At 66.7% G+C, this 5,231-nt stretch carries 6 protein-coding genes; 3 read left to right on the forward strand and 3 right to left on the reverse strand.

Annotation, left to right across the window (positions count from 1 at the left end):
* The 3 genes from FM051_RS52965 to FM051_RS49565 all read right to left on the reverse strand — a co-directional run.
* Positions 1-193: hypothetical protein (locus FM051_RS52965; RefSeq protein ID WP_238413261.1), on the reverse strand; the 193-nt coding region annotated here is incomplete at its 3' end.
* Between the two features lie 697 nt (positions 194-890).
* Positions 891-1,325: a hypothetical protein gene (locus FM051_RS49560; RefSeq protein ID WP_158854883.1), complete on the reverse strand. Its 435-nt coding sequence runs from the start codon at positions 1,323-1,325 to the stop codon at positions 891-893.
* A 309-nt stretch (positions 1,326-1,634) separates the two neighbouring features.
* Entirely contained in the window at positions 1,635-1,787 is a 153-nt protein-coding gene (locus tag FM051_RS49565; RefSeq protein WP_158854885.1) for a hypothetical protein, read from the reverse strand.
* Positions 1,788-2,468: 681 nt separating this feature from the next.
* Here FM051_RS49565 and FM051_RS49570 point away from each other — a divergent pair.
* Genes FM051_RS49570 through FM051_RS49580 form a run of 3 tightly spaced genes read left to right on the forward strand, consistent with a single transcriptional unit; the run spans position 2,469 to position 4,800 of the window.
* Complete coding sequence (locus FM051_RS49570; protein WP_158854887.1) at positions 2,469-2,645, forward strand: hypothetical protein; 177 nt, start codon at positions 2,469-2,471, stop codon at positions 2,643-2,645.
* A complete protein-coding gene (locus FM051_RS49575) occupies positions 2,642-3,322 on the forward strand; it encodes an RNA polymerase sigma factor (RefSeq protein WP_158854889.1) in 681 nt (226 codons plus the stop codon). Before FM051_RS49570 ends, FM051_RS49575 begins: the two co-directional genes overlap by 4 nt.
* The gene (locus FM051_RS49580) at positions 3,319-4,800 is read left to right on the forward strand and encodes a M48 family metallopeptidase (RefSeq protein WP_158854891.1); all 1,482 of its coding nucleotides are present in this window, start codon (positions 3,319-3,321) and stop codon (positions 4,798-4,800) included. Before FM051_RS49575 ends, FM051_RS49580 begins: the two co-directional genes overlap by 4 nt.
* The last annotated feature ends 431 nt before the right edge of the window (positions 4,801-5,231 follow it).

Here is a 5,231-nt window from a genome sequence, read left to right on the forward strand (position 1 = left end):
GCTCGTTCAGGTGCGGCAACAGCGCCGCGAACCGGCACCCGAGCTGCGACAGGACCTCCCGCGTGATCGCCATACCAGACCAACGAGCACCAAGATCGAAAGCAACACCTTGATCTTTTACGGCTTCAGTGTCATGGTCAACTCCCTTTCCCTTCACCCACAGGACCGCCGGCGGCGAGGAAACCTGCAACACCTACCACCAGTTGCGCCGAACGGGCTACTTCGACATGAGAGCCAGCACCGGCTCCACCATCTGGCAGATCCTCAGAGACACCCATCGCCGGCTCCCCGGGTCAGCGAGGACCACAACGTCATGGCCTCACTCCGGATCAGGATTCCGGGCGCCACCGTGCACCCGACCCCTGTTCCTCCCGGCAACCTCATCCATGCAGGTTGAAGGCGGGCGAGGCATGAAGGCTCCAAGTGCTATGCGTGCGGCCGCAGTCCGCGGCGATGTTGGCCGGGCACGGCATGATGAGCAGCCGTGCTGCTCCGACTGGTCTACCTGGGTGTGACCAACGCGTTCGCGCTACTGCGCCTGCCGCCGGTGAGCGACCGGGACAAGGACGTGGAGTTCCTGGCGCTACGACACCAGATCACCGTCCTGGAACGCCAACTGGGCCGGACTCGGCCGCGGTTCTCCCCGGCGACCGAGCGTTCCTCGCAGCGCTGTTGCACCGGCTCTCGACCAAGACGCTTTGTCGGTTCCGGCTGCTGGTCCGCCCTGAGACGGTGCTGCGCTGGCACCGAGATTTCTCGCGCGACGCCACGCGGCCAAGTCCCGTCCCAGGCGTCCCGGCCGCCCGCGAACCGTTCGCTCGATTCGCATTCTGGTGCTACGCCTGGCGCGGGAGAATCCCATCTGGGGCTACCGCCGCGTTCACGGCGAACTACTCGTACTCGGCATCAAGGTCGCCGCCTCCACTGTCTGGCAGATCCTCAAGGACGCTTGCATCGATCCCGCGCCCGAGCGCGCCTCCACCACCTGGTCGGCCTTCCTTCGCCCACAGGCTGACGCCCTGCTGGCCTGCGACTTCTTCGAGACCCTCACCTTGAGCGGCACCCGCCTGTACATACTCGCGGTCATCGAACACAGCAGCCGCCGGATCCGCGTCATCTGCGCCACCGCGCACCCGACCGCCTCCCGGGTCGCCCAAGCCGCGAAGAACCTCGTCATGGACCTCGAAGGCGCGAGCAGCTCCGTGCGGTTCCTGATCCGCGAACGCGACGGAAAGTACCCCCGCCCTGTTCGACACCATTCTGACCGACGCGCGCATCCAGGTCGTCCTCAGCGGCGTCCGAATACCACGGATGAACGCGATCATGAAACGCCAGCTCCGGAACTGCCAGCGGGAACTGCTCGACCGCACACTGATCTGAATCCAGCAGCACCCGCTCCACGCCCTGCGCGAGTACAAGCAGTTCTACAACACCCACCGACCACACCAGGGCATCGCCAACGCCCGACCACTACACCCGCTGCCACAACCGACCACCGATCAAACAGCCGTCACCCGACTCGACATCCGCCGACGGCAACGACTGAGCGGCATCCTCAACGAGCACCACCACGCCGCCTGACCTGCACGGACGGCATTTTCGGCAAGTACAACCCCACAGCCGCTGAAGAACGATCAGGTGAGTTGCAGCGCCTTGACGACCCCGAAGACGGCGGTGACGAGGCAGGCGGTGCCTGCCATGACCGTCAGGATCACAGGGGCCGCATCACCGCCGGCCGACGGTGCGGCAAAGAGCGCCAGCAGAGCGATCGCCGCCAGGGCTCCCACGGTGAGGAGCAGCCAGGTGGGACCGTTCGCGGAAGGTGATGGGTGGCGCGGGGTCGCAGTGGGCGTTCACTGTTGAGATCAGTGTTTCGTAGTCGTATGTCATTCCGTCGAATCTGAGCGAACGACCGGTGCGGGGCCGGATCGTGCCTCGAATGTCGGTGCCGAAGTAGTCCGTGAGGGGGTCGCGTCTGCGTGGTCTGCGCACCCGGATGTGCGCGATCTCCTCCCACCGCCAGGACCGCGTGCCTGACCGGTTCACGTGTGACAGACCGTTGACGTGAACGGTGAAGCCCTCGTCGTCTCCGCCACGGAACACACGCATCAGCAACATCGCGGCGGCGGTGATGGTGGGGCCGGCGAGTAGGGGAGCCACAGTCCCGGCTGCCGAGAACGGCACACCGTCGACCCACTCCGCGATGAGTACCAGGACTCCGGCCAGGCCCACCGCGCCGGCCCGTCGACCGGTCCGGTGCCGCGTGCGGTTGTCGACCGGGTGGGTGCTCACCACGGCACCGAGATCAGGATGTGAACGCATGACGTCCTCCCCGGTCGCAGAAAGTCGACTCGGCGACTAAAGGTTCCGGCCCGTGTGGGCTGTTACTGGTGTGAAGATCAGTGCAGAGCGCGCTGACGCTATCGGACAGGGGTTCCGCGATGCCAGATCCATACACCTTGATCGCAGTGCTGGTCGTGCTGGCGCGACTGGTGTCGAAGGTGCTCACCGCGCGGGCTACGGTGCGCTGGGAGCGGGAACGGGCGCGGAGCATCGCCGCCGTCGTGCGTTGTGCGGGGCCGTCGCTGGTGGTGGATCGGCGATCCGACAGCGTGCTGATCGTGCGATCGGGCGGTGCCTGGTGACGGCGGCGCCTGAATCTCTGGACTTCGAGTCGTTCTACGCCGAGTCGCTGCCCAGGGTGCTGGCACAAGCGTTGATGCTCTCTGCCAACAGGCATGACGCCGAGGACGCCGTTCAGGAAGCCTACGTCGAGGCGCTGCGGAGCTGGGACAGGGTCAGCGGGTACGACGCCCCGGTGGCGTGGGTGCACCTTGTGGTGCGCCGGCGGATCTGGAAGGCCTCGGCCCGGTGGCGGCGTCTGTCGCTGGCCACTGTCGAACTCGAGGCGTGGCGGGCGAGCAGCGGCAACCCGGAACAGGTCGTGCTGGTCAAAGCGGTGCTGACCGCGATTGCCGCCTTGTCCAAGCGCCGGCGGCTTGTCCTGGTAGCGCATTGCGTGCAGGGCTTGACGCACCGCGAGATCGCCGAGGAGTTGGGCATCGCGTTGGGTACGGTGGGCGCAACGATCGCCCAGGCCCGGGAGGCGTTGCGGAAGTCGCTCGGCGTGACGGGGGTACAGGAGTACCTGTTCGACCGGTTGGTCCCGAGCCAGGTACTCGTACACCAGATCGACCGGGACCTGATCGAGGCCCTGCTCGACGCGACGGGAGCCTGGCTCGCCGACCGCATCGCCGCTCATGCGCCCGGGCGGGACCGGATCCGTCGCAACGTGTCGGCCAGGGCGGAGAAGATCCGATGATCGTTCTGGCTGTCCTCGCGCTGGCACTCCTGGTCGGCCTGTACCTGCTCGTCGTCGGAATCGTCGTCTTCTACGTGCAACTGTGCGCACTGGCGTTGTTGACCCCCGTGCGCAGTGCTCTCGAGTGGGAGGACTACGCGCAGCTCGCCGCATTCGGAGCCGCCATCGTCGTCATGCTTCGAGGCATGGTCTCGGCCAGTGGTTCACGGGCGGTTCTTCCCGGCTCGGTGACAGTGTCCCCTGAGCAGGCGCCTGGCCTGTGGTCCGTGGTGCGGGAGGTCGCCGACCGGTTCGGCACTGCGACGCCCGTCGAGATACGGCTCACCGCCGAGCCCAACGCGGCCGTGAACGAAGAGGCGCGGATGCTCGGTCTGTTGCCGGGAAGGCGCCGACTCTACGTCGGCGTGCCGCTGCTGCTCGGTCTCACCACCGACGAAGTGCGCGCGGTGTTGTGCCACGAGTTCGGCCACTACGTCCGTGGCCACACGCGGCTGGGCTCGATCACCTATCGGGGTCACACCGCACTGGTCGGCGCTCGCCGCGAACTGGCTGACAGCGTGCGGGGCAACGATTTCCTCCGCTGGTCGGCAGGATTCCTGGTCTGGGGCCTGCTCAGCGCCTATGGCCGCCTCTACGACCTGATTTCGCTGGCTGTCCGGCGGCGCCAGGAGATCGACGCCGACCTGGCCGCCGCCCGGATCGCCGGGCCCGCCGTCCTCGCCGACGCCCTTCGGGCCGCCGATGCCACGGCCGCGGCGTGGGCGGACTTCCGCACAAGGTTCGTCGAGCCGATGGAGCGGCTGCGCGTGATCCCCAACGAGGTGTTCAGTCCTTTTCGAGCCATACTCGACAACAGTGGCTACCGGGCCGTGATCGCACGACGTCGCGAGCATCCGCCCGTTGACGTCGGTCGGCGCGACTCGCACCCAGCCCTTCGGCAACGGCTGGCCTTGTTGCAACGGCTGACCGAGGAGCCCCGGCCCGTCGAAGGCGCTCCTGCCGAACTGCTCTCCGATCCGACCTCCCTCTTCGTGCGGGTGACGCCCCCGAACTCCCGTCCGGGGAAGCCTGTGCCGTGGCAGGCGTGGCTGGAGCTCCTGGCCGAGCACGACGCCGCCGCAGCGGCGATGGCGTTGCCCGTCGATCCGGTGACCTGCGAGGCCGTGTTCGCCCTGCTGGCGGAAGGACCGCACCCGGCCGCCCGGTTCGACGCGGTGTACGCGGTCGTCGGCCAGGCCCTGGTCACCGCGGGTGTTGCGGCATGGACTGTTCCCTGGACCAGCAGCCGCGCACTGGTCTTCGCCGACGGTTCTCCCGACGTGATCACCGACCTGGTCCGGGACGCAATCGATCGACCAGACGCGGTGGACCGGCTGCGGAGCGCTCTCCTGACCGCCGGCGCCGACCTCGCTCTGGCCGTCGCCCAGCGCGAGAAACCCAAGGGACTGCTAGACATCGCGTACCAGGACGGCCAATAGGTTCGACGCAGGTGAGTTCCTTTGCGGCTCAATGGATTCTCCCATTTTCCTCCCACACATCCTCCCATCGCCAGTCCGCGTCGGTCGTGTGAACGTCGAACACATGAGTCCATCAAGTGACCGGACTCCCCCGGCAGCATTGCTCCGCAGGCAGCGACAGCTGCGTCGTTGGCATGGCTTGATCAACAGGTATGAAGCTGCGATAGATCAATGTGCAGGTCAGAGCTGCGGTGCTGACTTCTCGCCCGACAGTTGGGGCAATTCCGCACTTCTGCCTTGCGATCGAGGCGGGAGTGCGGTCTGTTACAGATCTTGAAAGGCCAGGGTTGATCATGTGGTTCTCGGCGTGTCCTGCGTGGTCGTGATCGGCTTGTGGTCTACGCAGGAGTGATGCGATACGCGGATGGTGGTGGTCTGTCCGAGCGGGGCAG

Source organism: Saccharothrix deserti (genome assembly GCF_009769385.1).
In the GTDB taxonomy this organism is placed as follows: Bacteria; Actinomycetota; Actinomycetes; order Mycobacteriales; family Pseudonocardiaceae; genus Actinosynnema; species Actinosynnema deserti.

Bases quoted from the DNA above. Each gene is read 5' to 3' on its own strand.
- FM051_RS49560 (WP_158854883.1), bottom strand. From the start codon at position 1,325: ATGATCGCGTTCATCCGTGGTATTCGGACGCCGCTGAGGACGACCTGG.
- FM051_RS49580 (WP_158854891.1), top strand. From the start codon at position 3,319: ATGATCGTTCTGGCTGTCCTCGCGCTGGCACTCCTGGTCGGCCTGTAC.